The organism is Devosia neptuniae, assembly GCF_025452235.1.
In the GTDB taxonomy this organism is placed as follows: domain Bacteria; phylum Pseudomonadota; class Alphaproteobacteria; order Rhizobiales; family Devosiaceae; genus Devosia.
Map to the genome: position 1 here is coordinate 2095551 of NZ_CP104965.1, position 25818 is coordinate 2121368.

The window sequence follows — 25818 nt, forward strand, 5'->3', positions numbered from 1 at the left end:
CGTCAAAACCAACTGATTACGGAAAGGTCACCATTCCGCTACGGGTGGAACTGAAGCAGATGCGGTCTCTGCCATGTCACCAGATCCCAACGAAGCTCCGCAAGGAAGTCTTGAAGCAGTACACGTTCATCGCCGCGATCTATGCTCCGGCAAAGCCTGGGTCGCTACTTGTGCCCGCAAAAAGACTCATTGACGGCCACCCTCCCGCGGGCGTATCTCCCGCCTCAGGACATCTTGCCCTAACGCAAGACGCATAGACCTGGGAGGGTCGCTGAAGATGGCTGCAATGCCCCTGACCGCGCCGGCGGTGAAACCGGCTAATCCGAATTTTTCGTCGGGCCCTTGTGCCAAGCGTCCTGGTTGGACGGTTGAAGCGCTGGCCAATGCGCTGGTCGGTCGGTCGCACCGCTCCAAGCCCGGCAAGGCCCGCATTCAGCGCGCCATCGATCTCACTCGCGAATTGCTGCAAGTGCCGGCGGATTACCGCATCGGCATCGTGCCGGCTTCCGATACCGGCGCTGTCGAAATGGCGCTGTGGTCCATGCTGGGCGCGCGCGGCGTCGATATGCTGGCCTGGGAAAGCTTTGGCGAGGGCTGGGTCACTGACGTTTCCAAGCAGCTCAAGCTCGAGGATGTGCGCATTCTCAAGGCTGGTTATGGCGAGCTGCCCGATCTCACCCAGGTCGATTTCGATCGCGACGTGGTGTTCACCTGGAATGGCACGACTTCGGGTGTCCGCGTCGAGAACGGCGACTGGATTGCTGCCGACCGCAAGGGCCTGACCATTTGCGACGCCACTTCGGCGGCCTTTGCGCAGAATCTCGATTTCGCCAAGCTCGATGTCGTCACCTTCTCCTGGCAGAAGGCGCTGGGCGGGGAAGCCGCTCATGGCGTGCTGATCCTGTCGCCGCGCGCCGTCGAACGGCTCGAAAGCTTCAAGCCGGATCGTCCGCTGCCCAAGATTTTCCGCCTCACCAAGGGCGGCAAGCTGCTCGAGGAAGTGTTCGAGGCGGCGACCATCAATACGCCCTCGATGATCTGCATCGAGGACGCGATCGATGCCATGGAATGGGGTAAATCGCTGGGCGGCCTCAAGGCCATGCAGGCCCGAGCCGATGCCAATTTCAAGGTGCTGGCCGATTGGGTCGCGGCGACTCCCTGGGTGGACTTTTTAGCCAAGAACCCGGCCAATCGGTCGAACACTTCGGTGTGCTTCTCGATCGTCGATCCGGCGGTGACTGCGCTCGACGCCGACAAGCAGGCGGCCTTTGCCAAGGCCATCGTCTCCCGGCTCGACAAGGCGGGCGTCGCCTATGATATCGGCGCCTATAAGGATGCCCCTTCGGGCCTGCGCATCTGGGCCGGCTCGACGGTGGAAGCGTCCGATCTGGCGGCGCTCGTGCCGTGGCTGGATTTTGCCTTTGCCGAGGAAAAGGCTGCGCTGAGCGTCGCTGCTTAAATCTCCATACCCCCTCCCAACCTCCCCCTGATAGGAGGAGGAGCTGATCGAGTTTTGGCACGATATTGCCCGGAACGCGGAGCTGTCCCTCCCCCTATCAGGGGGAGGCTAGGAGGGGTATCCCACTATAAACTCTTCAAATCTCAGGGATTACCAAATGCCCAAGGTTCTCGTTTCCGACAAGCTCAGCCCCACCGCCGTCCAGATCTTCAAGGATAATGGCGTCGAGGTGGATTACCTGCCCGATCTGGGCAAGGACAAGGACAAGCTGCTCGAAGTCATCGGCCAATATGATGGCCTGGCCATTCGTTCGGCCTCCAAGATCACCGAAAAGATCATCGCTGCCGCCACCAATCTCAAGGTGATCGGCCGCGCCGGTATCGGTGTCGACAATGTCGATATCCCCGCCGCCACCAAGAAGGGGATCATCGTGATGAACACCCCTTTCGGCAATTCGATCACCACGGCCGAGCATGCCATTGCCATGATGATGGCGCTGGCCCGCCAACTGCCGGAGGCCGATGCCTCGACCCGCGCGAGCAAGTGGGAAAAGAACCGCTTCATGGGTGTCGAAGTCACCAACAAGACACTCGGCCTGATCGGGGCGGGCAATATCGGCTCGATCGTGGCCGATCGCGCGCAGGGCCTCAAGATGAAGGTCATTGCCTTCGATCCCTTCCTGACGCCGGAACGCGCCCAGACCATGGGCGTCGAAAAGGTCGAGCTGGACGAGCTGCTGGCGCGGGCCGATTTCATCACGCTGCATACCCCGCTGATCGACGCGACGCGCAATATCATCAGCGCCGAAGCCCTGGCCAAGACCAAGAAGGGCGTGCGCATCATCAATTGTGCCCGTGGCGGTCTGGTCGATGAGGCGGCGCTCTATGATGCGCTCAAGTCCGGCCAGGTTGCCGGCGCGGCGCTTGACGTGTTCCTGCAGGAACCGGCCGAGAACAATCCATTGTTCGAGCTGCCCAATGTGATCTGCACGCCCCATCTGGGCGCTTCGACCACCGAGGCGCAGGAGAATGTGGCGCTGCAGGTGGCCGAGCAGATTTCGGCCTATCTGATGACCGGCGAAATCACCAATGCGCTCAATTTCCCGTCCATCTCGGCCGAGGAAGCGCCGCGCCTCACCCCGTTCATCAAGCTGGCCGAAGTGCTGGGCTCGTTTGCCGGGCAACTGACCGAAACGGCGATCCAGGGCATCAAGATCGAGTTCGAAGGCGGTGTTGCGGGCATGAATACCCGTCCCATGGTGGCGGCGGCCCTGCATGGCGTGCTCAAACCGCTGCTGGCCGAGGTCAACATGGTCTCGGCGCCGCAGGTGGCCAAGGATCGCGGCGTCAATGTCGAAGTGGTCACCCGCGAGCAGCAGGGCGCCTACGAGAACTATATCCGCCTGACAGTGCTGACCGAGCGGCAGGAACGCGCCGTTGCCGGCACGGTGTTTGCCAATGGCAAGCCGCGCATCATCCAGGTCAAGGGCATCAATATGGAGGCCGAACTCAGCCCCTCCATGCTCTATGTGACCAATGAGGACAAGCCCGGCCATATCGGCCGCCTCGGTACGCTGCTGGGCACGCTCGGCATCAACATCGCCAACTTCAACCTGGGTCGGGTCGAAGTCGGGTCGGACGCTATCGCTCTGGTTTCCATCGATGGCACGCTGACCGAACCCCAACTCGCCGAAATCGCCGCCCTTGAGGGCGTCAAGCAGGCCAAAGCGCTGAAGTTCTAGTCTTTGGGAATGTTGGAATGCTGGGGCCGGCGCGCAAGCGTCGGCCTTTTTTGTGAGGCCTGCTAAACAGCCTTCCGCCGCACCGACCATTCGGCCAGCACAATGCCGCCGACGATGATCGCGGCGGCCAGATAGTGGTAGAGCTCCAGCCGCTCGGCCAGCACCAGCACCGAGCCCAGCGCCCCGAACACCGGGATCAGATTGTGGCTGGGCGCGGCGCGGTTGGGGCCGACCAGTTCGACGCCGCGGGCGTAAAACACCTGGCTGAACATGGATGGAAAGATCATCACATAGGCGATGACGGCCCAGACTATTGGCGACATCTGCGGAATGGTTGCGAGCGATACGAGGCCCGGCCCGAACAGCTGCAGCATGACCAGCCCGGTCAATGCAGCCCCGGAAAAGGCCACCGCCATGAAGCTCATCATATGCACATTGGGACGGTATTTGAGCGCCAGCGTATAGGCGGTGTAGGCGAGGCACGCCAGGATCACGAAGCCATCGCCGATATTGATGTCGAGGCCCAGAATGCGGCCGAGATCGCCATGGGTTGCGGTCAGCATCACGCCCATGATGGCGATGATGACGCCGGCGATCTGCAGCGATTTCACCCGGGCGCGGAAGACGACGAAATTGGCGGCGAGGATCATCATCGGCAGGGCCGCCTGCACGATGGCGGCGTTGACCCCCGTCGTGGTGCCCAGGCCGACATAGAGCAGCACATTGAACAGCGCATAGCCGATCGCGCCAAAGGCCATCAGCAAGGGCCAGGTGCGGCGGATGACGGGCCAATCCTGCCGCAAATATCCCCAGGAAAACGGCAGGATGAACAAAGTCGCGCCCAGGCAGCGGGCCGCGAGCAGCAGAAACGGGTCGATTTCGCCCACCACCAGCTTGGCCGCAACCACATTGCCGCCCCAGAATAAAGGGGCCAGAATGAGCAGCAAATAGGGCTGATCGAGCAGGCGGGCGGAAATGCCGCGATTTTCGGTGTCTAGCGGCTTTGTCATCGTCGCCCGGGTGATGTAAGGACAGTCGGACTTATCAGTTATTCGGCCGCGTTTAAACTCGACAAAGGTGGCCCGGAGGACAGACGTCCAAGTGTTGGATGGATGTGGCAGCTCGCGCCGGCGTCAGTCGGTTGCGCTCTCTTGAGGAAGACTTTTATGGCGAATGTGGTTGTCGTCGGCTCGCAGTGGGGCGACGAGGGCAAAGGCAAGATCGTGGACTGGCTCAGCGAGCGTGCCGATGTGGTGGTGCGCTATCATGGCGGTCACAATGCTGGCCACACGCTGGTCATCGACGGGGTGAGCTACAAGCTCGCGCTGCTGCCCTCGGGCCTGGTGCAAGGCAAGCTTTCGGTCATCGGCAATGGCGTGGTGGTGGATCCCCATCATTTCGTAGCGGAGATGGCCAAGCTGCGCGGGCAGGGGGTCAAGATCACCCCCGAAATCCTGCGCATTGCCGATAATGCCCCCCTCATTCTGTCGCTGCATCGCGAACTCGATGCGATTCGCGAAGATTCCAATTCCGGCCTCAAGATCGGCACCACCAAGCGCGGTATCGGTCCGGCCTATGAAGACAAGGTGGGCCGCCGCGCCATCCGCCTGATCGATCTCAGCGAACCAGAAACGCTGATGCCCAAGATCGAGCGCCTGCTCGGCCACCACAATGCGCTGCGGCGCGGCATGGGCCTGGTCGAAATCGAAGCGCAGAAGATTTACGACGAGCTGGCTTCGGTCGCCGCCGAAATCCTGCCCTTCATGGATCGCGTCTGGCAGGTGCTGGATGACAAACGGAAGGCTGGCGCCCGCATCCTGTTCGAAGGCGCACAGGGCGCTCTGCTCGACAATGATCACGGCACCTATCCGTTCGTGACCTCCTCCAACACCGTTGCCGGCCAGGCTGCTGCCGGCTCGGGCCTCGGGCCCACCGCCATCGGCTATGTGCTGGGCATCACCAAGGCCTATACGACCCGCGTCGGCGAGGGTCCGTTCCCCTGCGAACTCGATGACGATATTGGCCGTCACCTGGCCGTCGTGGGCAAGGAAGTGGGCGTCAATACCGGCCGGCCGCGCCGGTGCGGGTGGTTTGATGCGGTGCTGGTGCGCCAGACCGTCAAGACCTCGGGCATTACCGGCATTGCGCTGACCAAGCTCGACGTGCTGGACGGGCTCAAGGAGATCAAGATCTGCGTCGGCTACGAGCTGGATGGATCACGAATTGATTACTTGCCTGCCTCAATGGGAGCACAGGCGCGCGTTACCCCGATTTATGAGACGCTGGAGGGATGGTCGGGCACCACGGCCGGTGCGCGCAGCTGGGCCGAATTGCCGGCCCAGGCGGTCAAATATGTGCGCTATATTGAAGAGCTGATCGGGGCCCCCGTTGCCATGCTGTCGACGAGCCCGGAACGCGCCGACACCATCCTTGTCGTTGACCCATTCCAAGACTGAGTTTTTTTGTTACAACACGTGCTGCAAATTGTGAGTACCAAGTAACCAATGGCGGACTACAAAGAGCTGTTGCGCCGGGCCATCTCGGCGCTGCCGGAGAATAACGGGGCCGCACGCCGTGCGGTGTATGAGAAGGCGCGTTCGGCCCTGGTGGGGCAATTGCGCGCCATCACCCCGCCATTGCCGGCGCGGGATATCACCCAGCACCGGCTGCAGCTCGAAGATTGCATCCGCCAGGTCGAACAGGAGGCCAGCGAGGCCGTCATCTCGCTGGGCCGTGACACGTCGTTTGCCTATAAGCCCACGCCCCGCAGCGAGCCGGTGATCGCACCGGCTCCCGCACCCGTCGAACCAGCGCCGCCCGAGCCGGTTGAGCCAGCGCCGCTTCAAGCGGTCGAACCGCCGCCGGCCATCATCCTGCCGACCCAGCCGCTGGCAGCCCCCAAACCCGTCGAGGCGCCGAAGACGGCGACTGTCACCTCGATCGAAGACATTATCGAGCAGGCTGCGTCCGCAGGCGGCAGTTCGGTCAGCATCGAGCCGGCCAAGGACGAGCCCGAGGCGCCCAAGCCGGATGTGCGTCCGATCCCCTCCATCGTCGCGCGCGCCGAGGCGAGCAAAAGCGGGCCGAGTTCGCCCCTGCCAGGCGCTTCCAATGTGCGGCCGCTCGAAGCGCCCCTCAAGTCGCCGAGCTTTGAAGTGCGGCGCGAGCCCTTGCCCTTTGCCGCCAATTCGACCAGCGAGGCGCTGCGCAGCCGGGCCGAGCCATCGGCCGGCAACCAGGCCCTGGCGCGCCAGCAGGTCATCGTGCCGCTCGAAGTGGTCCGCCCCGCCACGGACGACAGTGCCGAAGTCGAAACCGCGCTGTCCAGCGTTCGTGAAGTGGAGGTCGAACCGGCCACCAGCGATCCGCGCGAAGCCGAAAGCGCCATGGCCACCGCCATCGAAGTACTGGATCGCGAAGCGCGCGGCGAGCCGAGCCCGGCTTTGCCCGAGCGCGAGAAAAATACTGCCGCCGAGCGTGGCGCCTTTGCCATGGCCCCGGCCGAGACAGAGGAAGCCGGTGACGATGCCGGCTTTGCCGCCGCACGGCCCGAGGCGCGTTCCGGCGCGGGGCTGACGATCTTCCTCGTGGTGTTTGCCATCCTGCTCGCCGGTGTCGGCGGCGCGGGTTTCTGGGCATGGCGCGAAGGCTATGTGGATCTCGACCAGATGTTCGGCCAGGCCCAGCCCAATGTGACCGAGACGGCCGCGACGGCGCCGCAAACCCTCACTCCCACCTTGTCGCCCCCCTCGGCCGGCGACGCGCCCGCCAACACCGCCGACAATCCCACCGGACCCGGCAATACCGCGACCACGCCTGCCGCCGAGCCGACTGGTGCGCTGCTGCAGGGCCTTGAAATCGAAGATCGCCTCGAGCCCACGCCCGAGCCGGTGGTGCCCAATGCCGACCAGCCGGCGCTGCCGGGCATTAATGGCGAGGTCAAGACCGAGGAACGCCTGCCGGGCGAGGATACCAGCGTTGCGGCGACCGATCCGGCCGCCTCCGTCGATCCGGCCGTGCTGGCCGGCAGCCAGTCGCTGCTGCTCGAAGCCTCGCAAGATGGCCGCACCGGCGCCGTGCCCTTCTCGGGCACCATTGCCTGGAGCGAGGGCACGGACGAGCTTGGCCTGCCCACCCTGATCGGCAAGGCCAGCATTCCGGCCCGCAATCTGGGCGTCGAGCTGATCATTCGCAAGAATGCCGATCCAAGCCTGCCCGCCAGCCACCTGATGGAAGTCAATTTCCAGGTCAGCGACAGCTTTATCGGCGGAACTATTGCCGGCCTGCCCGGCGTGTTGCTGAAAAATGAGGAACTGGTCCCCGGCACGCCTTTGGTGGGCGCCTCGGCCCGCGTCGTGGGCAATTCGTTCCTCTTCGCCCTCAGCGCCGCCGCGACCGACGCCACGACCAATACCGACCTGCTCGAAAACCGCAAATGGATCGACCTGGCCGTGGTCTATGGCACCGGCCGCAACGCGATCATCACGCTCGAAAAAGACGACACGGCCCAGGCGCTGTTCCAGAAAGTGTTCACCACCTGGGGCGGCTAGCCGCCATAGGCCGAGAGCTCCCGTCCAGTTCCCTCCCCCTTGTGGGGAGGGCTGGGGTGGGGGTTCTACGCCTTCCCCGAACTCAATGTCGGCGGTGAGCCCAGCACCCCCACCCTCAATCCCTCCCCACAAGGGGGAGGGAGGCAGATAGGAGCTCCCTAACCCTCAACCACCAATTCCCCCGCCTCCAGCCGGTAGCGCCGGCTGGCAATGGCGGTGATGTCATCCATATGGTGGCTTACCAAAATCGTGTGCCAGTCATGCGCAATGGTCAGCGCCTTGACCAATTCCCGTGTCGCCGTCCGCGCCTTGTCGTCCAATGCCGAAAATGGCTCATCCAGCAGCACGATCGGCCGATTGCGCACGAGCGTTCGCGCCAGCGCAACGCGCTGCTTTTGCCCGCCGGACAGCGTCGATGCGGTCTGCTGCCCAAGCCCGGCCAGCCCCACTTCGGACAGCGCCGTCTCAACGGCCTGAACCACGGCGCCTTTCCCCGCCCCACTCGGCAGCCCCAGCGCCACATTCCGGCTGGCCGTGAGATGGTCGAACAGATTATCCGATTGCAGCAGCAGCGAGACCGGCCGGGATTCCGGCGGCAGCGGCACGAGATCGGTGCCGTCCAAATCGATACGGCCGGACAGCGGTGTGAGAAAGCCCGCCAGCAGATCGAGTAGGGTGGATTTGCCCGAGCCACTGGCGCCGGAAATCGCGGTGATTTCGCCCGGCGCCGCTGCCATCTCGAAGCGATAGCGCGTGGCCTGGCCGGCATGGGCAAAGCTCAGGTCTTCAACGCGCAGCATTGGCAATCCTCTCGAACAGCTTGGGCAGGCCGACAAAGGCGATGATCGTGCCAATGAGCAGGATGGCCGCAATGGCGGCTGCATCATTGCCGCGATAGGCGCCCAGCGCCCGGAACATCATCAAAGGCAGGGTCTGGAAATCCTGCGTGCCGAATAGGGCGATGACACCCAGATCGCCCAGCGAAAAGCAGAAGGCCAGCGCCAGCATGACGCCGATATCCTTGCCGAGCAGGGGATACTCGACAGCCATGAATTGCCGCCACCCGGATAGATCAAGCGAGCGGATCAGCTTGCCGCGCGTCCGTGCGATAGCCTCAAAGGGCGGGCCGAGCGTGGCCATGGCGAAGGGCAGAGCCAAGAGACTATTGCCCAGAATGACCACATAGGGCGCGGCCAGCGCCGGCGCCACGCCCAGATTACGGGCCAGCAGGAAAAAGCCCAGCGACAGCACCACGGCGGGCACGGCCAGATAGGCAAAGGCCGGCATGCCCAGAATGGTGCGCACCAAGCTGTTGGATGTCGCGCCGCGCCCCATGGCGAGCGTGAGGGCTAGCACCAGCGTCAGCAGCGCCGAGCTGGTGCCGATGACCAGGCTCGACAGCGCTGCCCACCAGAAGGCCGATTGCGACAGCAAGCGCCCAAAGCCGCCCAGCACGCCATCGATCAGCACCGAGGCGAGGGGCAGCACGAAGGCGATGGTGCACAGGATCAGGACTATCGCTTGCAGCAGCCGCGCGGCGCCGCCATCGCGCCAGCTTGGCGTCGTGGACGGACCAAGGCTCGTTGGGATGGGCGCCAGCGCCGAGGCAATGAGGATGACCACGGAGCAAACCCCAATCTGCGTCAGGGCCAAGAGGACCGCCGCGCGCAGGTCGAAATCCTGGCGGACGGCGGCATAGATGGCCACTTCCAGCGTCTGGTTGGCTGGCCCGCCCCCGAGCAACAGCACGATGGGGAAGCTGGTGAAGGCGAGGAGGAAAATGATGGCGCCCAGCCCCGGCAGGGTGCCGCGCAACGCGGGCCAATCAATGATGGAAAAACGCCGCCAGGCGGAGAGGGCGAGCGATTGCCCGGTCTTGAGGCGGGGCTGAGGAATGGCGTCGAGCCGGGCCAGCATGATGCGGGCGGCAAAGGCGCCATCGAGAATGACATGGGCAAACAGGATGCCCGAGAGCCCGAACGCGGGATTGCCGATCGAGGTGCCGAACAGGGCATTGCTGGCCTGATTGATCCAGCCGCTGCGGCCCCAGATGGAGAGCAGTCCAAACGCCACCACCATGCCGGGGGTGACGATGGCCGAAGCGAACAGCCCGACTACCAGATCGCGCCCGGGAAACCGCAACCGGTTCAGCGCCCAGGCCAGTGCCATGCCGACGGTGAGCGAGAGCAATGTAGTCAGCCCCGCCTGGATAGAGGTCATCCGCAGCAGGTGAGGAATATCCACCCGCCCGGCGCCGCTGGCCTGATCGGTCGCCGCGCTGAAGATGGACCAGAGGACGAGCGCGATCAGGATGGCAATGGCGAGGGCCAAGGCCGCGGCGGCGGCAATGCGCGCAGGGCGGTGGGGCAGAATGGCCATGGCTATTTGCCCCACGCGCCGGCCCCTACTGAATCGCCTTAAGCATCTCATCAATCCAGGCAGCCGAATTCGCCTCGATCTCCGCTTCCGGCAGCGTCAGCGTCTTCTCCGGCTGCGGCAATGTCCCAAAAGCCGGGTTCAGCTCATAACCAAGATCGATCACCGGGAACATCCAATTGGTCGTCGGAATGATCTTCTGCGCGTCCGCCGAGGTCAGATAATCGAGAAACTGGAAGGCCAGTTCCTGATGCTTGGAGGATCTGAGCACGCCGGCCACTTCGGTCTGGGCGAAATGGCCCTCCGTGAACAAAGCGGCTTTGATCGTGTCGTCATCTTCCTCGACAATGTGGTAGGCGGGCGAGGTGGTGTAGGAGAGCGCCATGTCGGCCTCGCCCTCGAGGAACAGATTATAGCTCTCGCTCCATTCCCGCGTCACGGTCAGGATATGTGGCTTGAGCCCGGCCCAGATTTCGGGGGCACGGTCGCCATAGGCGGCCTTGATCCACAGCACGAGGCCCAGGCCCGGGGTGGCCGAACGCGGGTCCTGAATGACGATCTTGAAATCGTCCGGCATGGCGATCAGCTCTTCAAACGACTTGGGCGGATTGGCCACTTTGTCACTGTCGTAGACAAAGGCGAAATGGGCGTAGTCGAAGGGCACAAAATTCTTGTCGGTCCAGCCATAGGGCAGCGTCAGTTCGTCGAAATAGAAATTGTGCTCGGCAAACAGGCCCGTGTCGCGCGCTTCCCCGGCAATGGCGGTGTCGAGCCCCACGATCAGATCGGCTTCGGTGGTGGCGCCTTCGAGCTGCACGCGGCGCAGCGTGCCGATGGAGCTGTCGGCGGCCACGAAATCCACCGTGCATTTGCAGATCGCTTCAAAGCCGGCCTTCAGGCCGGGGCCGGGGCCCCATTCGGCGGCGAAGCCGTCATAGGTGTAAATCTTGAGATTTGGCACGTCCTGGGCGAATGCCGGGGCTGCGAGCAGCCCGGCAAAGACCGCAAGCGCCAGAGAGGTGGATTTGACCATGGGGTCATCCCTTCATCGGTTCATGCGGTCATGGGTGAAGGGACAGGTGTCAATGGCCGAGGCGCAACGAGACGCTCTTGCCATCTCGAACTTCCTCCGCCAGCATGACCTGGTTCAGGTTCAATGGGTAATTCTCAGCTCCGGAAACCCGGAACACCCCAGCGAGACGCCTGAGACTTAGTGCGAGAATTGTGACAGTGCAAGAGACTTCCGTGAGCGGCGCGGATGGGCTGCCCATCGTGTTTGACGGCCCATTGGCCGTTGTCGGCGGCGGGGTGGTAGACCCGGCTTTGCTGGTCGAATTGGCAGGGCGCGGCGTGGCCCTGGTCGGGGCCGATGGCGGGGGCGACGCGATCGGGGCGGCGGGTCTCACCCCGGCCGCGATCATCGGAGACCTCGATTCCCTCGCCGACCGCGCCGGCTGGGAGCGCCGCACCAGGGTGATCCACCTGGCCGAGCAGGAAACCACCGATTTCGAAAAGGCGCTCTATTCGACAACGGCGCCAGTGACGCTGGCGCTGGGCATGACCGGCAAGCGGCTCGACCACACTCTGTCGGCGCTCAATGCCATGCACAAGTTCGCGCCCAGCCGCCATCTGCTGCTGGTGGATGAGGTCGATGTGGCGCTGGCGGTGATTGGCCCGTTCAGCTTCCAAGCCACCAAGGGCGAGCGGGTATCGCTCTATCCCCTCGCGGAAGTCAGCTTCACCCACTCCGAAGGCCTGCTCTACCCGCTGGACGGCTTGACGCTGGCGCCGGGCGGGCGGCTGGGCACCTCCAATGCGGGGCTCGGCGGCCGCGTCGAGATCGTCCCGGCCGATGCCACGCCCTGGCTGCTGATCCTGGGCAAGGCGCGGCTGTGGGACATGGTGCGGGCGAATTTGTAGGCACAAAAAAGGCGGGCACTAGGCCCGCCTTTTCCATATTTCTCATGCGCTCACGCAGCGCTGCGGGCGGCTTCCTTGACGGCGTCCTGCACCTTTTCAAAGGCGCGGACTTCGATCTGGCGGATGCGCTCGCGGCTGACGTCATATTGCTGGGCCAGCTCTTCCAGCGTTGCTGGATTTTCCTGCAGGCGACGGGCGTTGAAGATGGCGCGTTCGCGTTCGTTGAGCACGTCCATGGCATTGGTCAATAGACCCATGCGCTCGGAATATTCTTCGCTTTCGCCCAGCGTGGTTTCCTGGCTCGGCGTGTCGTCGACCAGCCAATCCTGCCATTCGGAGGTGCCCTCGTCGGCCCGCATGGGCGAGTTCAGCGAGGCATCGCCCGACAGGCGCGCATTCATCGACACCACATCGTCTTCGGTGACGTTGAGCGTGGTAGCGATCTGCTTGATCTGGTCGGGATGGAGCGAACCATCATCGAGCGCAGCGATCTGCCCCTTCACCTTGCGCAGGTTGAAGAACAGGCGCTTTTGCGCGGCGGTGGTGCCGATCTTGACCAGGCTCCAGCTGCGCAGCACATATTCCTGAATGGCAGCTCTAATCCACCACATGGCATAGGTGGCCAGGCGGAAGCCCTTTTCGGGCTCGAAGCGCTTGACTGCATGCATCAGGCCCACATTGCCTTCCGAGATCACTTCGGAAATGGGCAGGCCATAGCCGCGATAGCCCATGGCGATTTTGGCCACGAGACGCAGATGCGAGGTGATTAGCTTCTGGGCCGCGCCGGGATCGGCGTGCTCCTTGTAGCGCTTGGCGAGCATGTATTCTTCATCCGGTTCCAGCATGGGGAACTTGCGGATTTCCTGAAGATAGCGGCTCAGCCCACCTTCGGCTGAAAGGACTGGCAAATTTGTTTGGGCCATGGATGCACCCCTTTCCTGATATCCCCCACGCTAGTGGCGCCGGATTGCCGCTACATTGCGAAAAATGCGATTGTAGCAGCGCCGTTCAACGCATGGCGCGGGCGGATCAGTCCCCCGGAATATCCATTTCGGCATACTCCCCGGACGTAAGGCATATATAGGTATCGTCTTCGCGATTGTAAGAGCGCGAGTTGGTAAGGAACGTTACAAATATGCAATGGTTGCCGGGCGCTAGGCGCCGGGCAGTAGCGTTTGCGTGAGCTTGTTCTTACACCAAAATCGGCCGTCGCGCTAGCGGGCGAAAGCCTTGTTGAAGGGCTCAAGCGCATCTTCTAGCGCCTGCAGATCCGGGGGCAGCGGCGCCTCGAAGAACATTTCCTCGCCGCTTGTCGGGTGCTCGAAGCCAAGTTCAGCCGCATGCAGCGCCTGCCGGCCCAGCGCCTGGATCGGCCCGGCAACTTCGGCGGGGAGCTTATTGATCTTGGTGGCATAGCCCGAAGCATAGACCGCGTCAGCCACCAGCGGATGGCTGATATGGGCCATGTGCACGCGGATCTGGTGGGTGCGCCCGGTTTCGAGGTGACATTGCACGCGGGTAATGTCCCAGCCGACATCGCCGAAGCGCGCTTCGACGAAATAATGGGTGATCGCCTCGCGGCCATCCTTGCGCACGGTTTGCTTGAGCCGGTTATTGGCGTCCCGGCCCAGCGGCGCGTCGACCGTGCCCTTGGCGGTTTCGGTCGAACCCCAGACAAAGGCGATATAGGCGCGATGCAGCGGACCGGTACGGCCATGGTCGGCGAATTGATCGGACAGATGCTTATGCGCATGCTCGGTCTTGGCGGCGACCATGACGCCGGACGTGTCGCGATCGAGCCGATGCACGATGCCCGGCCGGCGCACGCCGCCAATGCCCTGCAATGAGCTGCCGCAATGATAGATCAGCGCATTAACCAGCGTGCCCGAAGGGCTGCCGGGCGCGGGGTGGACCACCATGCCGACCGGCTTGTTGATGACGATGAGCTGGTCGTCCTCATAAAGGATGTCGAGCGGGATGTTTTCGGGCTGCGGCTCGGGATCTTCGGGGGGCGGGGCGACAAGAGTGATTGTCTCGCCCGCGCTGACGCGGTACTTGGGCTCACTGACAATTGCCCCATTGATGCTGACCGCCTGGTTCAGGATCAGGTCCTTGAGGCGGTTGCGGCTCAGCACAGGATGGGCCTTGGCCAGCACGGCATCGAGCCGCCCGCCGGCCAGGGTCTCATCGACAACGATCTCGACCGCCTCGCCCTCGAATTCTTCTTCGGTATTTTCGGCCATGAGCAATCCTAACGAGACTGGGCCCGATGGCCCCTATGTAAACGAGCCATTGTCGCCCGAGGCGCAGGCTGCGCTCAGCAAGGCGCGCCGCTCGTTCCGGTTTTCAATCAGCATTCTGTTGCTCGGCTTTATGGCGATTGCCCTGGCGCTTGTCTATCGCGTGATGCGCGACGCACCCCCGCCCGCCGTGGCCGAGAGCGTTGCCATACCGGCTGGGGCGTCAATTGTCTCGGCCGTCGTGGCCGACGGGGCGATCAATGTGACCTACACGGTGGATGGGGTGACCACACTGGGCCTGTTCGACCAGGCCACCGGCGAATTGACCCGCAGCGTGGTGATCACCGCGGAATAGCGGCAGAGGGCCAAGACAAGTGGCCCAAGGCGCTTGCCGTCGCCTTACCCACAGTGTCATTCCGGCGCAGGCCGGAATCCATGCTGTGCTCTCTCCCCACACTGAATGGCCGGATAGCCTTCAGCATGGATCCCGGCCTGCGCCGGGATGACATCGTGCTTGTGTGAAGTGGGCGTCCTACCGCCCCTGAATTTCCTTGAGCGCCGTCAACCGGTCCGCCACCGAGCTGCGCCGCTTGCCACCCTTGGCCTTGGGCAGCATTTCCAGCTTTTCTCCATCATCGGCAAAGCGCTGCACGCGTTCGAACAGGCTTTCTTCCTGCGTTGCGGACAGCTGAGGCGCCTGATGATCGGCGGCATAGACCACGCGGCTGACGCGGGCCGCGATGTCGCTGAGTTTTTCGCGCAATTGGGCTTCGTCCGCCCGCTCGCTACCCCAATCGGCCAGAATGCTCGCCTGCACGGCCAGCACCCGCTGGCGCAATGTGTCCGCCTCGGCTTCGAGGTCCAGCTTTTCGGCCAGAGGCGGCTCGGCGCTGGTTTCTGCCAGCAGCGCATTGAGCCGGGTTTCGGCGCTGGCAATGCTGGCTTCGGCAGTGGTCAGCGTGTCTTCGGTTTCCGCCACTGGCTCGGGCTGGCTCTTCAACGCCGCCTTGCTGGCGGCGAGCTCGCGTTCGCGCATGCGCAATTGCTGCGCCAGGTCGGTGGTTTCGCGTTCCAGCTCGAGAATGCGGCTGCGCAACTCGGCCTCGCGCGCTTCCAGCTCCCCGACAATGGTGTGGTGCTCGTCGCGCTCGGTCTGCAACGCCCCGCCCAGGTCGGCCCGCTTCTGATTGACCTCGCTCAGCTGTTCGGCCAGCCGCTTGCGCAGCGCCTCGACATTCATTTCCAGCTTACGGGTCGACAGGGCAAATTCAGCGCGCAGCTGATCCTTGTCGGCGCGGAATTCGGCCATGGTAATGGGTGTAGCGGCCTCTATGCGGCGCTTGGTCAGCCGCACGGCGCGCTTCCACACTGCGGGCATGACGATCAGCCCCACCAGCACGGCGAGCAGCAGCCCCAGGGCGAAATACATGATGTTCTCGATCATCATCCTGCGTAATCCGAGGCCATGCGCGTCTGCTCATTCCTTGTCGAGCTGCTCTCTCTGTGGCAGCAAAGCCCCGCCATCGCTATCTTCGCTCCCGATTAACCCTAACGGGTTTGTGCGGTTCCGTCACGGCCCGGGGACCGAATCCCGGGCTATATCGGGCAGATGTCGATAGCGCGGGATATTGGCATGGCAACGGCAAAAGCCCCAGTCAGAAAAGCTTGAATTGACGGGGCGAGACGCGGCAGACTGCCAAAAAAACGAAGCGGTCGGCAGATCGGCTGCTGTGGAGGATCAACGGAAATGACCAAGCGCCTGTCGGGCATGTTCGCCGCCCTCATGACCGGCCTGAGCGATGGGGGTGAGTTCGATCCGCAACGCCAGCGCAATATCAATGGCTATGTGCTGCGGCAGGGCTTGGCGGGGCTCTATGTGGGCGGCAGCAGTGGGGAATCGGGCCTGCTGACGCGCGACGAGCTGCTGGCCCAGCAAGGGGTGGTGGCCGAAAGCGCCGCCGGTTCGGCGGCTGCGCTAATAGCCCATGTCGGCATGGCCAATCTGCGCGATTCCATTGCCCTGGCGCACAATGCCAAGCGGCTGGGCTATCATGCGCTTTCGGCCCTGCCGCCGCATGCCTATCCATTTTCCGACGAGGAAATTTACGCCTATTATCGTGAATTGGCGGCAGCAACGGATCTGCCGTTGATCGTCTATGAAATTCCCCTGCGTACCGGCCGACCCCTGCCGCTGCCACTCCTGGTCCGCCTGCTTGAGCTGCCCAATGTGGCGGGGATCAAGTTCACCTCCACCGATCTGTTCAAATATGCCCGCCTGCGCCGGCAACGGCCGGATCAGCTCTATTATTATGGCTTTGACGAAATCTATGCCGCCGCTGCTATGCTGGGCAGCGATGGCGGCATCGGCACCACCTACAATATTTTGGGCAGGCTCTATGTGGCGATCGACCAGGCCGTTCGCGCCAGCCAGGTGGAACGCGCGCAAGCGCTGCAGCAAGTGTCACAGGATTTCGTCGAGGCCCTGCTGGATTTCGGCGTGTTACCGGGCATGAAGGCGGCGTTCCGCGTTATCGGCGTCGATTGCGGCCCCACCCGCCTGCCGCTCGACCTGGGCGCACCCAATGCGGAGGCCAAAATGGGCGCGGTGCTGGGCCGTCCGGAGATCAAGCAATGGCTGGCTCTGTAAGGGCAGGGTCGCACAAATCGCCAGACCGCCCACAAGGCTCCTGCAACAGAAGTGTTCTGCGGACTCGCATCACCCACCGTGTCATTCCGGCGAAGGCCGGAATCCATGTCCGCATGTCTCCACTGGCACCGGCATTGGTGGGTGCTTCACAGCATGGATCCCGGCCTTCGCCGGGATGACACCGTGTTCTTGAATGCGTCTGAAGCAAAAACCTGACGCCGAATTGCCCAGAGCAAGCCCGATCAGAAGGGGTTCCAGGTCGGCTCATTGGTGAAGTTGAGATAGCCGATATTGATGCCCAGCCGTGCGCCCACGCCCGAGCGGATTGGCACCATCACCACATTGCCGCGCTTGATGACCGTCATGCCGAAGCCGCCCACCACATAGGCGGAGCCATTGACGCCGGCATAGCGCCCCAACACATCCTGAATCTGGGACAGGTTGTAGACCAGCATCATCACCTTGGAGCCGTCCCCGCCAATGTCGAAGCCGATCGAGGGGCCCTGCCAATAGACGGCATATTGGCCCACATTGCGGGTATAGACGGTGCCCTCGCCATAGCGGGCGCCGGCAAACAGCGCGCCCCCGGCATCTTCACCCAGAATATAGCCATTGGGCAGCCCGTATTGGCTGACGGCGCGTTCGACCAGCGAGGCAAGGCCCTGCGAGGTGGAGCCGAAGAACTCCTTGCCGCTTTCCACCAGTTCCTCGCCCGAATAGCTGTCGCTGAGCGAGCCCTGGGCGAAGGCCGTGACGGGGACCAGCATGCTGGCGAGCAAAGCAAGGCTGACGAGGATGCGCTTGAGCATGGGACGAACTCCTGGCAGGCGGCGCGGCCGCAATTACGAGGACCTTAAGGTTTGTTACCCAAAATCCGCTTTCGGCTGCACAAGACGCGCCGATCATGGCTCGATGATGAAGCAAAGCTGTAAACAAATCTTAACCATGCTTGCCTTTGTTCTGCCGCTTTTCCCGGCGGTTTGCGGAGGTATTGTGGCAGTGCAGGCGCAGTCGGTGGTCACCTCCATCGTCACCGATCCGCTGACCGGCATCGCCATTTTTGGCATGGACCCCGTCTCCTATTTCACCGAACCGGCGCCCTTGCAGGGCCGCGGCGATATCGAATTTTCCTGGGGTGGGGTGGCGTGGAATTTCGCCACCATGGCCAATCGCGACATCTTCAGCCGCTCGCCGCAGACCTATGCGCCCCAGTTCGGCGGACACGGCGCCATGGCCATGGCGCGGGGCTTTCTGTCCGACAGCGATCCGCGCATCTACACCGTCTTCAAGCAGCGGCTTTACCTGTTCTATTCTCCCGGCAATCGCGAGGCATTCCTCTTGGCGCCCGACGCTGCAGCGATCAAAGCCGAAGAGAATTGGCAGGTTCTGTCCAAAACGCTCTCGGCGCAGTAGTGCGAAAGCCCATCCATCACTAATGTTCCCTGTAGTGATTCCCTGCCGCTTTCCGGAGACTTTCATGGCTGACATCATCGAGCTCAAGGCCACCGATCTGGCCGCCATGCTGTGCAGCCGGGTTTGCCACGACCTGATCAACCCGATCGGGGCCATCGGCAATGGCCTTGAAGTGCTGGGCGATCCCAATCAGGGCGACATGGCCGAAGGCGCGCGCGATCTGATCGCCAGCGCCGCCAAGCAGAGCCGGGCCAAGCTCGAATTCGCGCGACTGGCCTATGGCGCTTCCTCGACCTCGGGCACCGATATCGACACCCGCGAATGCGAGCGCGTCGCCCGCATCCTGTTCGAGATCGAGAAAGCCGACCTCGAATGGAATGTCCCGCTGATCCTGCTGCCCAAGCACAAGGCCAAGCTGTTCATGAACATGCTGCTGATCGCTGCCGGTTCGGTGCCGCGCGGCGGGCAGGTGACGGCTTCGATCACTGGCGAAGCCGGCCAGGAGAAGTTTGAGTTCACCTCCAGGAGCGACCCCGAGAAGCGGCAGAAGACTTTGGTGCCGTCCGGTTCGGCCGGTCTGCTGTCGGGCATTCCCGAGGAGGGCTTTGTCGATGCGCGGGGCATCCAGCCGTTCTATACGGGGCTGTTGGCGCGCATGACCGACATGGAAATTTCCATCGGGCTCGAGAATGATCGCTTCTTCCTCAATGCGATCCCCAAACCGGCCATTGCCGACGTTCAATGACAACAGTCCGCTAACCAATTCCTAAGCGGAGTGACGCTATTGTGCACGAGGTGTCAGCCGCTGCGGAGCTTGCCCGGATATGAAATCCTGCCTGATCGTCGATGATTCCACTGTCGTGCGCAAAGTCGCGCGCCGGATTCTGGAAGACCTCGACTATATCGTCGAAGAAGCCGAAGACGGGCAGGAAGCATTCGACAAGTGCCGGCAGGAAATGCCCGACGCTATACTGCTCGATTGGCAAATGCCGATCATGAGCGGGCTGGAATTCCTCAAATTATTGCGGGCCTATGTGGGTGGCGAGAAGCCGCATGTTGTCTATTGCACGGTCGAAAACGACATCGGCGCCATCGCCATGGCGCTCAAGGCCGGCGCCAGCGATTACATGATGAAACCCTTCGACCGGCGGATTCTCGAATCCAAATTCGAGCCGCATCTGGCCGCCTAACCGGCCTCGGCGCGGTTGAGCAGATAGGTTTTTTCTCGTTCATTATGAGTGAGTTGCGCCGCGCGGCGGAACTCCAGCATGGCCTCGGTATGCCGGCCCAATTTGCTCAACATATCCCCGCGCACCCCATAGAGCAGATGATAGTTCTTGAGGGCCGGATCATCCTTGATCGTGTCGATCAACGCCAGAGCCGCCGCCGGTCCCTCGGCCATGGAAATGGCGACGGCGCGGTTTAATTCTATGACGGGGGACGGCGTTACTTGGGCCAGCGTTGCATAAAGCGCCACAATACGCGGCCAGTCGGTATCCTCGGCATGACGGGCCCGAGCATGGCAGGCGGCGATAGCAGCTTGCAGGGCATAGGGGCCATTGGCGCCGTCCAGCTCCTCCGCGCGGGCCAGCGCGGCAAGGCCGCGGCGGATCAGCAATTGATCCCAGCGGGCGCGGTCCTGGTCCTGGAGGAGTATGGGATGGCCCTTGGCATCGGTACGGGCGCCCAGCCGCGACGACTGAATTTCCATAAGCGCCACAAGGGCATGCACCTCCGGCTCGTCGGGTGCGAGGCGGGCGAGAACCCGACCCAGGCGGGTGGCTTCCTCGCAGAGTTGGGGGCGCATCCAATCGTCGCCGGCCGTGGCCGAATAGCCTTCGTTGAAAATGAGGTAGAGCACGCCCAGCACCGAAGCGAGCCGCTCCGCCCGCTCGAGACCACGCGGCACTTCGAAGGGGATCTTGGCGTCGGCAATGGCCTTTTTGGCGCGAACGATGCGCTGGCCGATAGTGGGCTCGGCCGCGAGGAAAGCGCGGGCAATCTCCTCGGTGGTGAGCCCACCTAGCAGGCGCAGGGTGAGGGCAACGCGCGATTCGGCGGGCAGGATGGGGTGGCAGGAGGTGAAGATCAGCCGCAGCAGATCATCGCCCACATCGTCGTCCAGGGCGTCGTGCAGCGTCTCGATCTGGTCGGGAATATCGGTTTCGATGCCATGGCCGACCTCGACCAGCTTGGTCGCAGCCATCTTCTTGTGGCGGAAATAATCGATGGCGCGGCGCTTGGCGGTCTGGGTCAGCCAGGCGCCGGGGTTCTTGGGCACGCCGCTGTCAGGCCAGGTCTTGAGCGCGATGACCAGGGCATCCTGCGCCAGTTCCTCGGCAAGTGAAATGTCGCGCACCATGCGCGTCAGGCCCGCGATCAGCCGGGGCTGTTCGAGCTTCCAGACGGCGGTGATGGCGCTGTGGGTTTCGGACTGGCTGGTCATGGCGGGATGAAAGCAGGATGAGGCGAACGGCGCAAGCCGGAGACGAAGGAGTTCCCACCGACTCATACCGGCTCGCGCCGGGATGAGTCCGCAATCAGCTAAGCCACGGCGTTAACAGCGAAATCGGCCGCCTCAAACACCTGGCGCAGTTCGATTTCTTCGCCATTCTCGAACGGGATGCGGCGGCACCAGGCCAGGGCTTCGTCGCGGGATTTGACGTCGATGAGCCAGAAGCCGCAGATCAATTCACGGGTTTCGGCGAAGGGGCCGCCGGTGACGGTGATCCCCTCGCCGTCGAAGCGCAGGCGCGTGCCCTTGGAAGAGGCCATAAGTCCTTCGCTATGCAGCATAATTCCGGCGTCGATCAGGGCCTCGTTATATTGGTCCATGGCGGCGAAGGCCTGCGCGGAGGGGATGACGCCGGCCTCGCTTTCCGGCGTGGCTTTGACAAGGATCATGAAGCGCATTTCTTTGTCCTTCCAAAGGGTTACGGCATAAAACCGGCAGGCGTTTCGCCCTTGAGGAAGGGCTCGATAAAGGCATGCAGCAGCTCGGGCTGGTTGATGACGGCGGTGTGCGACGTGGCCGGCAGGATGGCGAGACGCGAGGCAGAAAGGGGCTGGCCCATATCGCCCATTTCCCCACCGCCCAGCAGGCGGAACAGCGCCACATTGTGCTCGAGCGTGGAGACATCGGCATCGCCGGCAATGATCAGCACGGGGGTCTTGAGCGCGTTCACGTCAGCTTCCCAGGCCATGGGCTCCTTTTCGAGCGCAATGAGCTTTTCGACCAGCGCGCGGAAGCCATCCTTGTTGACAGCCAGCTTCTTGTATTCGTCCTCCATCGGCGTGCCGAGGAACATTTCGGGCGCCATTTGCGGGATGAAGGCGGTGAAGGCCGGCTGCCAGCCGGAAACATCGTAGGCGACCGAGGCGAGCACCAGCTGATCGACTTTTTCGGGGTGGCGGATGGCCAGTTGCAGCGCGGCGGCAGAGCCCATGGAATAGCCGAACACGTCAGCCTTATCGAGCGCGACGGAATCCATGAAGGCGGCCACGTCATCGGCGAGATTGGGATAGGTGATCGGGCGATCAATGTCGGTCGTGCGGCCATGGCCTTGGAATTCCAGCGCATAGACCGTGTGGGTCTTGGCGAGCATGGGGATGATTTCGCCCATGCTGGGGATATTCATATAGGCGCCGTGCAGCACGACCAGCGGGTCGCCCGAGCCAGAGACCTCATAGTACATTTCCATGCCGTTGACTTCGACCGTATCGGCCTTGGGCGCGGGCTGGGCGAAGGCGGCTGATGTCAGCAGGATGGTGGCGGCAAGGGTGGCTGTGGTGCGGAACATGGATATCTCCTCAGATTGGGCGTTCTGAGAAGACAACGAATGGTCCATGGCAAATTCGACGGCAGCGCGTAGATTTTTGTGACTGGCGTTAGTCCGAGACCGTCAGCCCCAGCTTTTGCGCATTGGCGAGGCAGCGGGCGACGATGAGACGGTGGAAGGGATAGATCACGGCGAGATAGGCGCGGCCGAACAGATTATGCGGGCGCACCCAGGTGCTCAGGCTGACGCAATCGGCGGCTTCGTCCTTGAGGATCGAGACGCGGAAATCGAGATGCTTGTCATCAGTGCCCAGGATCACCTCGGTCGGGGTGGCCGAATGGACCGCGAAAATGCCGGAATAGCTGCAGCTATTGATCTGCTCGACGGTGGGCGGGGCGATGTCGCTTTCGCTGCCGGTCTTGAGGCCGAACGGGGTCATCAGCAGATTGCGCAGGCCGAGCAGCACGCGCGCCCAGCCGGGCATGTTGAAGAAGATGGCAATGGTCAGTCCGGCCGCGTCGGGGGCGGGATGCGGCAGGGGCACGCTTTGGCTGTCGAGAAAGTCGCCCTCGCTAAAATATCCCATCAGGGCGCCATCCGGCGGGTAGCGAAAAGCCTTGGCCATGCTGTTCTCCGTCTTGAAACGGAAAATCTAGCTTAGGGGGCAAACAAAAGCCCCGCGCGACACTGTCGCACGGGGCTGGTGAATTGTCGCAGTGGGCGATGCGGTCGCCCGCAGCGGCTGATCAGGCGACGTTTTCGGAATAGGCTTCGCTCTCGTCGGGCTCGCGCAGCACATAGCCGCGGCCCCAGACGGTTTCGATGTAGTTCTTGCCGCCGGTTGCAACGGAAAGCTTCTTGCGCAGCTTGCAGATGAACACGTCGATGATCTTGAGTTCGGGCTCATCCATGCCACCATAGAGGTGGTTGAGGAACATTTCCTTGGTGAGCGTGGTACCCTTGCGGAGCGAAAGCAGCTCCAGCATCTGGTATTCCTTGCCGGTCAGGTGCACGCGCTGAGTCTGGACTTCGACGGTTTTGGTGTCGAGGTTGACGGTCAGCTCGCCGGTCGAGATGACCGACTGGGCGTGGCCCTTGGAGCGGCGGACAATGGCGTGGATGCGGGCAACCAGCTCGTCCTTGTGGAACGGCTTGGTCATATAGTCATCGGCGCCGAAGCCGAGGCCGCGTACTTTATCCTCGATGCCGGCCAGGCCGGATAGGATAAGAATCGGGGTCTGCACCTTGGCGACGCGGAGGGTGCGGAGCACCTCGTAACCGCTCATGTCGGGCAGGTTCAGATCCAGAAGGATGATGTCGTAGTCGTAGAGTTTTCCGAGATCGACGCCTTCTTCACCGAGATCGGTGGTGTAGACGTTGAAGCTTTCGGACTTGAGCATCAATTCGATGCTCTGCGCAGTTGCGCTGTCGTCCTCAATAAGGAGTACCCGCATTAATATTCCCCTTGTCATTCGTTCCTGCTGGAACACATGAGGTCCGGCGGGTGGCTGCCGCCTCATGTCCAACCCTACTGGATATGACTGAACCCTAAGCCCAAATAGTTAACAAAGTTTAATTCGGTTCTGCAATACGCAAACGGCATTAGGATGAATTAAGTTTAAGTTATTGAAATTTAAGGGTTAATTCTATCAATTTTTCTTAAGAAAATGGTTTAAGAAGGTGTTGCAAGCGACTCTGTCGACTCGTGCAATCGCGGCTATGTCAGGGGTTTAGGGCAGGGTGCGCGGCACGGCGCAAACGGAGTGCCCCGACACTGGGAATACAGCTTTTTGCTTAACGTTGCGTTACCATCTGATTCGCGGCGGCAGCTGCAAATGCGGCGGCGGAAACCATGTCCTGCCACAGTGATGAACGGGTCTGAACCGATGAAGGCGCTGATTTCAGCCATCGATGCCATCGACGATGTCGAAGTGTTCGGCCGGGTCAAATCCGTGCAGGGCCTGTTGATGGAAATCGTCGGGCCCGTGCGCGAATTGCGCGTGGGTGGGCGCGTCAAAATCGAGACGGTCAATGGCGAGCATCTGGCCGCCGAGATCATCGGCTTCAAGGGCGGGCATGCACTGTGCCTGCCGTTTGGGCAGTTGGCCGGGGTGCGGCTGGGCTGCAAGGCGGTGTTCCAGCGCCATGACGGGGCGGCGTTTCCATCGGAAGGCTGGCTGGGCCGGGTGGTCAATGCCAATGGCGAGCCGATCGATGGCAAGGGGCCGGTGCCGCGCGGGGCAGTAGCTTATCCGCTGCAGCAAAACCCGCTTTTGGCGCATGACCGGGTGCGGGTGGGCGAGCCGCTCGACCTAGGGGTGCGGTGCCTCAATACCTTTACTACCGTGTGCGAGGGGCAGCGGCTGGGCATTTTTGCGGGCTCGGGCGTGGGTAAATCTGTCCTTATGTCCATGCTGGCGCGCAATACCAATGTGGATGTGGCGGTAATCGGGCTGATCGGGGAACGGGGCCGCGAGGTTCATGAATTCATCCAGGAATATCTGGGCGAGGAGGGGCTGGCCCATGCGGTGGTGGTGGTGGCCACGTCCGACGAGGCAGCGCTGATGCGCCGGCAGGCAGCCTATATGAGCCTAGCGCTGAGTGAATTCTTCCGCGACCAGGGCAAGCGCGTGCTGTGCATGATGGATAGCCTGACCCGCTTTGCCATGGCGCAGCGCGAAATAGGCCTCGCCATCGGGGAGCCGCCAACGGCCAAGGGCTATCCGCCCACGGTTTTCACGGAATTGCCACGATTGTTGGAACGGGCCGGCCCGGGAACACCGACAACGGGTTCTGTTACCGGTCTCTTTACCGTTTTGGTAGAAGGTGATGATCACAATGAGCCCATTGCGGACGCCGTTCGCGGCATTCTTGATGGGCACATCGTAATGGAGCGCGGGATTGCCGAACGGGGTCGTTACCCGGCAGTCAACGTGCTCCGGTCCATCTCGCGCACCATGCCAGGGTGCGTTCCGGTCGATGTGCGACCGGTCCTGGCCAAGGCGCGAGAGCTCATGTCCATATTTTCGGACATGGAGGAACTGATCCGGCTGGGGGCTTACCGGAAAGGGTCAGATCCGAAAGTGGACCGCGCGATTGCTGTCTATCCCGCGCTTGAGGCTTTTTTGGGCCAGAGCCGGGAAGAGACGACGACAATTGCCGAGGGCTATAAAATGCTCGAGGCGATTGTGGCCGAGGCAGGCGCAGCGGTCTGAAGGGGCTGTGTATTGGCCCTGGAACTGACTTGATGTGTAAGGAGTACAGGTCTTGAAATCGCGCAGCGAGAGCCTCATACGGCTCAAGAAGTTCCAGGTGGACGAAAAGCGCCGCCAGGTCAGCCAGATCGAAATGATGGTCAACGACTTCGAGCGCATGGCCGGCGAACTCGACCAGCAGATCGAAATCGAGCAGACCAAGACCGGCATTTCGGACGTGGCCCATTTCGCCTATTCCACCTTTGCCAAGGCCGCCATGGCGCGGCGCGACAATCTGCTGGCCTCGGCCACCGATATGCGCAGCAAGCTCGAAACGGCGCAGGACGCCCTGGCGGAAGCCATCGAAGATTTGAAAAAGGTCGAGCTACTCGACCAGCGCGAACACCAGCGCGAAGCCGCCGATCAGCTCAAGGTCGAGCAGGCCGAATATGACGAAATCGGCCGGTTGCGCTTCCGCAACTGAGATGGTTTTGGAATG

The 25818-nt window shown here is 62.4% G+C and carries 25 protein-coding genes and 1 riboswitch; of the genes, 12 read left to right on the forward strand and 13 right to left on the reverse strand.

Translation table 11 applies throughout. The annotated features are described in order from the left end of the window. Positions 1-286 precede the first annotated feature (286 nt). Both N8A98_RS13095 and serA read left to right on the forward strand, forming a co-directional pair. Complete coding sequence (locus tag N8A98_RS13095) at positions 287-1459, forward strand: phosphoserine transaminase (RefSeq protein ID WP_262171971.1); 1173 nt, start codon at positions 287-289, stop codon at positions 1457-1459. 157 nt (positions 1460-1616) lie between these two features. Further along, the gene (gene serA / locus N8A98_RS13100; protein ID WP_262165946.1) at positions 1617-3200 is read left to right on the forward strand and encodes a phosphoglycerate dehydrogenase; all 1584 of its coding nucleotides are present in this window, start codon (positions 1617-1619) and stop codon (positions 3198-3200) included. Between the two features lie 62 nt (positions 3201-3262). Here serA and N8A98_RS13105 read toward each other — a convergent pair whose 3' ends face one another. Further along, entirely contained in the window at positions 3263-4210 is a 948-nt protein-coding gene (locus N8A98_RS13105; RefSeq protein ID WP_262165947.1) for a DMT family transporter, read from the reverse strand. A gap of 156 nt (positions 4211-4366) precedes the next feature. Here N8A98_RS13105 and N8A98_RS13110 point away from each other — a divergent pair, with 156 nt between their 5' ends. Together N8A98_RS13110 and N8A98_RS13115 are read left to right on the forward strand one after the other, a co-directional pair. Then, positions 4367-5656, forward strand: a complete 1290-nt coding sequence (locus N8A98_RS13110) for an adenylosuccinate synthase (protein WP_113120118.1) — start codon at positions 4367-4369, stop codon at positions 5654-5656. Positions 5657-5704: 48 nt separating this feature from the next. Next, entirely contained in the window at positions 5705-7750 is a 2046-nt protein-coding gene (locus tag N8A98_RS13115; RefSeq protein ID WP_262165951.1) for a hypothetical protein, read from the forward strand. Positions 7751-7908: 158 nt separating this feature from the next. On the opposite strand, the gene N8A98_RS13120 is transcribed toward N8A98_RS13115, so the two are convergent. From N8A98_RS13120 to thiB, 3 genes are read right to left on the reverse strand one after another with little or no spacing between them, the layout of a single operon-like run. Beyond that, complete coding sequence (locus N8A98_RS13120; protein WP_262165953.1) at positions 7909-8550, reverse strand: ATP-binding cassette domain-containing protein; 642 nt, start codon at positions 8548-8550, stop codon at positions 7909-7911. Then, complete coding sequence (locus tag N8A98_RS13125; protein WP_262165954.1) at positions 8537-10129, reverse strand: ABC transporter permease family protein; 1593 nt, start codon at positions 10127-10129, stop codon at positions 8537-8539. Before N8A98_RS13125 ends, N8A98_RS13120 begins: the two co-directional genes overlap by 14 nt. Positions 10130-10154: 25 nt before the next feature. Then, positions 10155-11159: a thiamine ABC transporter substrate binding subunit gene (gene thiB / locus N8A98_RS13130; RefSeq protein ID WP_262165956.1), complete on the reverse strand. Its 1005-nt coding sequence runs from the start codon at positions 11157-11159 to the stop codon at positions 10155-10157. A 74-nt stretch (positions 11160-11233) separates the two neighbouring features. Continuing rightward, positions 11234-11330, reverse strand: a riboswitch (TPP riboswitch). Positions 11331-11371: 41 nt separating this feature from the next. On the opposite strand from thiB, the gene N8A98_RS13135 reads away from it, so the two are divergent. Then, a complete protein-coding gene (locus tag N8A98_RS13135; RefSeq protein ID WP_262165957.1) occupies positions 11372-12046 on the forward strand; it encodes a thiamine diphosphokinase in 675 nt (224 codons plus the stop codon). Between the two features lie 50 nt (positions 12047-12096). Here the strand turns inward: N8A98_RS13135 and rpoH are convergent, their stop codons facing one another. Together rpoH and N8A98_RS13145 are read right to left on the reverse strand one after the other, a co-directional pair. After that, the gene (rpoH, locus tag N8A98_RS13140; protein WP_113120123.1) at positions 12097-12969 is read right to left on the reverse strand and encodes an RNA polymerase sigma factor RpoH; all 873 of its coding nucleotides are present in this window, start codon (positions 12967-12969) and stop codon (positions 12097-12099) included. 291 nt (positions 12970-13260) lie between these two features. Then, positions 13261-14289 carry an RluA family pseudouridine synthase gene (locus tag N8A98_RS13145; RefSeq protein WP_262165959.1) on the reverse strand — a complete coding sequence of 343 codons (1029 nt, stop codon included), beginning with the start codon at positions 14287-14289 and terminating at the stop codon, positions 13261-13263. On the opposite strand from N8A98_RS13145, the gene N8A98_RS13150 reads away from it, so the two are divergent. Then, positions 14288-14641 (forward strand): DUF6476 family protein, encoded by a 354-nt coding sequence (locus N8A98_RS13150; RefSeq protein ID WP_262165961.1) that lies wholly within the window; start codon positions 14288-14290, stop codon positions 14639-14641. The two genes, N8A98_RS13145 and N8A98_RS13150, sit on opposite strands and share 2 nt — an antisense overlap. A 177-nt stretch (positions 14642-14818) precedes the next feature. On the opposite strand, the gene N8A98_RS13155 is transcribed toward N8A98_RS13150, so the two are convergent. Next, on the reverse strand, positions 14819-15733 hold the full coding sequence (locus tag N8A98_RS13155; RefSeq protein WP_262165962.1) for a coiled-coil domain-containing protein: 915 nt from the start codon (positions 15731-15733) through the stop codon (positions 14819-14821). Positions 15734-16033: 300 nt separating this feature from the next. Between N8A98_RS13155 and N8A98_RS13160 the strand changes: the two genes are divergently transcribed. After that, on the forward strand, positions 16034-16933 hold the full coding sequence (locus N8A98_RS13160; protein ID WP_262165963.1) for a dihydrodipicolinate synthase family protein: 900 nt from the start codon (positions 16034-16036) through the stop codon (positions 16931-16933). A 242-nt stretch (positions 16934-17175) separates the two neighbouring features. On the opposite strand, the gene N8A98_RS13165 is transcribed toward N8A98_RS13160, so the two are convergent. Continuing rightward, positions 17176-17742 (reverse strand): DUF1134 domain-containing protein, encoded by a 567-nt coding sequence (locus tag N8A98_RS13165; RefSeq protein ID WP_113120128.1) that lies wholly within the window; start codon positions 17740-17742, stop codon positions 17176-17178. Positions 17743-17926: 184 nt separating this feature from the next. Between N8A98_RS13165 and N8A98_RS13170 the strand changes: the two genes are divergently transcribed. The 3 genes from N8A98_RS13170 (at position 17927) to N8A98_RS13180 (ending at position 19536) form a co-directional block, all read left to right on the forward strand. Further along, the gene (locus N8A98_RS13170) at positions 17927-18346 is read left to right on the forward strand and encodes a YHS domain-containing (seleno)protein (protein ID WP_162740060.1); all 420 of its coding nucleotides are present in this window, start codon (positions 17927-17929) and stop codon (positions 18344-18346) included. A gap of 64 nt (positions 18347-18410) precedes the next feature. Beyond that, positions 18411-19091, forward strand: a complete 681-nt coding sequence (gene chpT, locus N8A98_RS13175) for a histidine phosphotransferase ChpT (protein ID WP_262165965.1) — start codon at positions 18411-18413, stop codon at positions 19089-19091. A 79-nt stretch (positions 19092-19170) separates the two neighbouring features. Further along, entirely contained in the window at positions 19171-19536 is a 366-nt protein-coding gene (locus N8A98_RS13180) for a response regulator (RefSeq protein ID WP_113120131.1), read from the forward strand. Here N8A98_RS13180 and N8A98_RS13185 read toward each other — a convergent pair. The 5 genes from N8A98_RS13185 to ctrA all read right to left on the reverse strand — a co-directional run bounded on the left by N8A98_RS13185 (position 19533) and on the right by ctrA (position 23579). Continuing rightward, positions 19533-20792: an RNA polymerase sigma factor gene (locus tag N8A98_RS13185; protein ID WP_262165967.1), complete on the reverse strand. Its 1260-nt coding sequence runs from the start codon at positions 20790-20792 to the stop codon at positions 19533-19535. The two genes, N8A98_RS13180 and N8A98_RS13185, sit on opposite strands and share 4 nt — an antisense overlap. Positions 20793-20890: 98 nt before the next feature. Then, the gene (locus N8A98_RS13190) at positions 20891-21250 is read right to left on the reverse strand and encodes a YciI family protein (protein WP_262165969.1); all 360 of its coding nucleotides are present in this window, start codon (positions 21248-21250) and stop codon (positions 20891-20893) included. Positions 21251-21279: 29 nt separating this feature from the next. Then, the gene (locus N8A98_RS13195; RefSeq protein WP_262165970.1) at positions 21280-22146 is read right to left on the reverse strand and encodes an alpha/beta fold hydrolase; all 867 of its coding nucleotides are present in this window, start codon (positions 22144-22146) and stop codon (positions 21280-21282) included. Between the two features lie 88 nt (positions 22147-22234). Continuing rightward, on the reverse strand, positions 22235-22750 hold the full coding sequence (locus N8A98_RS13200; protein WP_262165972.1) for a DUF2867 domain-containing protein: 516 nt from the start codon (positions 22748-22750) through the stop codon (positions 22235-22237). Positions 22751-22871: 121 nt separating this feature from the next. Further along, positions 22872-23579, reverse strand: a complete 708-nt coding sequence (ctrA, locus tag N8A98_RS13205; protein ID WP_113120136.1) for a response regulator transcription factor CtrA — start codon at positions 23577-23579, stop codon at positions 22872-22874. A gap of 432 nt (positions 23580-24011) precedes the next feature. Between ctrA and fliI the strand changes: the two genes are divergently transcribed. Together fliI and fliJ are read left to right on the forward strand one after the other, a co-directional pair. After that, positions 24012-25340, forward strand: a complete 1329-nt coding sequence (gene fliI, locus N8A98_RS13210; protein ID WP_262171974.1) for a flagellar protein export ATPase FliI — start codon at positions 24012-24014, stop codon at positions 25338-25340. A 52-nt stretch (positions 25341-25392) separates the two neighbouring features. After that, positions 25393-25803, forward strand: coding sequence for a flagellar export protein FliJ (fliJ, locus tag N8A98_RS13215; RefSeq protein ID WP_113120138.1), 411 nt, complete (start codon positions 25393-25395; stop codon positions 25801-25803). The last annotated feature ends 15 nt before the right edge of the window (positions 25804-25818 follow it).